General features: G+C 65.3%; 3 protein-coding genes and 1 pseudogene. 3 read left to right on the top strand and 1 reads right to left on the bottom strand.

Annotated elements, in window-relative coordinates:
* The 3 genes and pseudogenes from AC1D1X_RS18680 to AC1D1X_RS18670 all read left to right on the top strand — a co-directional run.
* A pseudogene (locus AC1D1X_RS18680) lies at positions 1-242 on the top strand (sugar ABC transporter ATP-binding protein); the annotation flags it as partial.
* 185 nt (positions 243-427) lie between these two features.
* Positions 428-880, top strand: coding sequence for an RbsD/FucU family protein (locus AC1D1X_RS18675; RefSeq protein ID WP_477671143.1), 453 nt, complete (start codon positions 428-430; stop codon positions 878-880).
* A complete protein-coding gene (locus AC1D1X_RS18670) occupies positions 877-2,133 on the top strand; it encodes an ROK family transcriptional regulator (protein WP_477671144.1) in 1,257 nt (418 codons plus the stop codon). The genes AC1D1X_RS18675 and AC1D1X_RS18670 overlap by 4 nt, the downstream gene beginning before the upstream one ends.
* Here AC1D1X_RS18670 and AC1D1X_RS18665 read toward each other — a convergent pair.
* On the bottom strand, positions 2,117-3,493 hold a 1,377-nt coding region (locus tag AC1D1X_RS18665), incomplete at its 5' end, for an AMP-dependent synthetase/ligase (protein WP_477698856.1). The two genes, AC1D1X_RS18670 and AC1D1X_RS18665, sit on opposite strands and share 17 nt — an antisense overlap.

The following is a 3,493-nucleotide window of genomic DNA, read 5'->3' as shown; positions in this document are numbered from 1 at the left end:
GCGTGAAAGAAGGCAACATGGTGCTGGAGCTGATTCGCCGGGTGCGCGACAAGGGACTGCCCGTCATCTTGATCAGCCACAACATGCCGCATGTGTTTGAAATCGCCGACCGCATCCACATCCAGCGCCTGGGCCGCCGTGCGGCGGTCGTCAATCCCAAGACCATCAGCATGAGCGACACCGTGGCCGTGATGACGGGCGCCAAGACGGCCGAAGAACTGCCGGAGTCCGCACTTGCCTGACATATTGGCCCCCACGCTTGTCACTGCGTGTACTACGCTGCCCCCCGAGGGGGCGCTGCGCCTGCGGACTGGCAAAGCCAGATCCGCGGCCCCGGCTGGTAAAGAGGGGCCCCCCGCGCTTATCGCTTCGCGTACTGCTGCCGCTCGAGGGGGCACTGTCACTCCAAAATGCGTGAGGCCCGCTCATGCTTAAAGGCATTGACCCTCTACTCACGCCCGACTTGCTCAAGCTGCTGGCCGAGATGGGCCATGACGATGCGCTGCTGCTGGCCGACGCCAACTTCACGGCCATGAGTGTGGGCGCGGGCAAACCCGTGCTGCGCCTGCCTGGCCATGGCATGGCGCGGACAGTGCGGGCCGTGGCGTCGCTGCTGCCTCTGGCTGAAGACGTGGATCATCCGGTGGCTTACATGCAGGTCAGCGGTACCGAGGCACCCTACCGTTCAGAGCTACAGCGCGAGGTACTGGCGCTGCTGGCCCCGGGCTGGCTGCCGCACCAGCAGGCCGAGGCCGTTGAGCGCTACGCGTTTTATGAACGGGTACGCCAGGCCTATGCCATTGTGGTGACGGGTGAATTGCAGCCTTTTGGCAACTTCATCCTGCGCAAAGGGGTCATCGGCGAAAATCTGCGTCCATGACCGAATCTCCTGTCACCGCCGCCACTCCCGCTACCCCTGCGGAATCCGAAGCAGCCACACCTGTGTGGCTGCGCCAGCGCGGCTCCAACCACGTGGGTATGCGCCAGTTCAACGAACGCGTGGTGCTGCAGGCCATCCGCCTGCACGGCAGCGTACCGAAAGCCGAACTGGCCCGCCTGACCAACCTGACCGCACAGACCATCGGGCTGATCACTGCCCGGCTGGAAGAAGACGACCTGCTGATCCGGCATGATCGCGTGCGCGGGCGCATTGGCCAGCCCTCGGTGCCGTTGGCGCTGAACCCCGACGGAGCCTTCTCTGTGGGGATCAAGATTGGCCGGCGCAGCACCGACTGGCTGCTGGTCGACTTCACCGGTCAGGTCCGCCAACGCCTGTCGCTGGCCTATGCCTTCCCAGATGCCGACACACTGCTCCCCGTGATCGGCCAGAACCTGCGCATCCTGCGCGAGCAACTCGGTGCACTGGCTCCGCGACTGGTCGGTGTGGGGGTGGCCGCTCCCTTCCAGCTCGGTGGCTGGCACCGGATGCTGGGGCTGTCAGCGCAGCAGTCGGACCGATGGAACCACATCGACCTCAGCGCCGAAGTGCAAGCCATGACCGAGCTGCCTGTGAGTTTTGCCAAAGATACCTCGGCGGCCTGCGTGGCCGAGCTGGTGTCGGGCCGTGGGCGCGACCTCAAGAGCTTTCTCTACCTGTTTGTCGACACCTTTGTGGGGGGCGGCCTGGTCATCAACTCACAGCTTCACGCCGGCATCCACAACAACGCCGGCGCCGTGGCGTCGCTGCCATTGCAGGCGGCCCGGCCACCCGGCGCGCCGCCACAGCTGGTCAGCCAGGCTTCGCTCTGGGAACTGGAGCAGTGTTTCAAGGCGCGCGGGCTTGATCCGACTGCAGCCTATGACGAACGCGCCCTGCAGCCGCCGTTCGAGTCCGACACCCAGGCCTGGGTGGCCAGCGCCGCCAATGCACTGGCCCACAGCGTGGTCAGCGCAACGGCCCTGCTGGATATTGATGCCGTGGTGATGGATGGCTCCTTTTGCCGCCCGCTGCTGCAGCGCCTGATTGAAGCCACGGGCGCAGCACTCGGCCGCTACAACTGGGAAGGCCTCTGGCCCGCCCAGGTGATCGCCGGCAGCATTGGCTCCGACGCTCGCGCGCTGGGCGGTGCCATGCTGCCCCTACATGCCAATTTCGCACCTGACCGAGACCTGTTTCTCAAGGGTGGCCGCTGATCCGCGCTTCGGGACGGTACATCGCCTCAATTTCGCGTGCATAACGGGTCATCAGGTTGTTGCGCTTGAGCTTGAGCGTCGGCGTCATCAGGGTGTTTTCGAGCGTCCACGGCTCCCGCGTAAGGTACACGGCACGCGGCGTCGCGTAGCGTGCAAAGTCCTTTGTCTGGGTTGCCATGCGCTCCAGCGCGAGCTTGTGGACAGCCGGCAGGTGCAGGCTGGCCGGATCCTCGGGGTCCACCGCCAGCGCTGCAGCCACACGCCGCCATTCGGCCGGGTTGACCACCGCCACACAGGCGATGAAGGGGCGGTTTTCACCGACGACAAAGACCTGGTCGAACAGGGAGTCGGCGGCAATCGCCACCTCCAGGTCGCCAGGCGGTACTTTTTCGCCGGTCGACGTCACGATGATTTCCTTCAGGCGTCCCATGATGCGGATACGCCCGCCATCGATCACGGCCTGATCTCCTGTGCACAGCCAGCCGTCGTCCGTCAGCACGCGGGCCGTGTCTTCGGGGCGTTTCCAGTAGCCCTTCATCACCAGCGGGCCGCGTACCTGCAGCTCCTGGTTGGCGCTGATGCGCACCTCGACACCCGGCAAGGCCCTGCCCACCGTGGCCGGGTCGTTGTCGTCCACACCATTGCCCGACACCACGGGCGATGTCTCCGTCATGCCGTAGCCCTGCAGTAGCGGCAGGCCCAGGCCGAGGAAACAGCGTGCCACCGCATGCGACAAGGGCGCACCACCGCTCACCGCCACCCGCACGCGCCCACCAAACTGCGCCCGCAGGGTTCCGGCCACCAGCCGCTCCAGCAGGGGCCAGACCAGGGGATCCAGCCATGCCCACGGACTTTTTTCGCTTTCCGCCAAAAGCAATCCCTGTGCGCGGCAAAACCGCCGCCAGCCGACAGACTGCGCCGCCAGAAACAGGCGTGTTTTAAGCGGCGACTGCGTCAGTGTTTCCTGCAGTTTGGCAAATACGCGTTCGTAAATACGCGGCACCGAAATCAGCACGGTGGGGCGCACGGTTTTCAGGTCCTCGGCCAGCAAGGGCACGGAACGCGCATAAGCCACACAGCTTCCGGCGGCAATGGGCAGGTAATAACCGGCAGTCCGTTCAAACGTATGCGACAGCGGCAGGAACGACAGGAACACATCGTCCACCGCCGGCACCACCAGCGACAGGATGGCCCGCACGTTGGACACGATGTTGCGGTGCGTCAGCATCACACCCTTGGGTTTTCCCGTGGTGCCGGAGGTATAGACGATGGCCGCGAGGTCGTCCTCCTGCGGTGCGGGCAGCAAGCCGGCGTACCCTTCCCCCACCGCCAGCCAGTCGGCCAGGGGCACAACAGCCAC

This window comes from Polaromonas sp. P1_G4, assembly GCF_056405475.1.
This window is presented reverse-complemented; position numbering and strand designations above follow the sequence as displayed.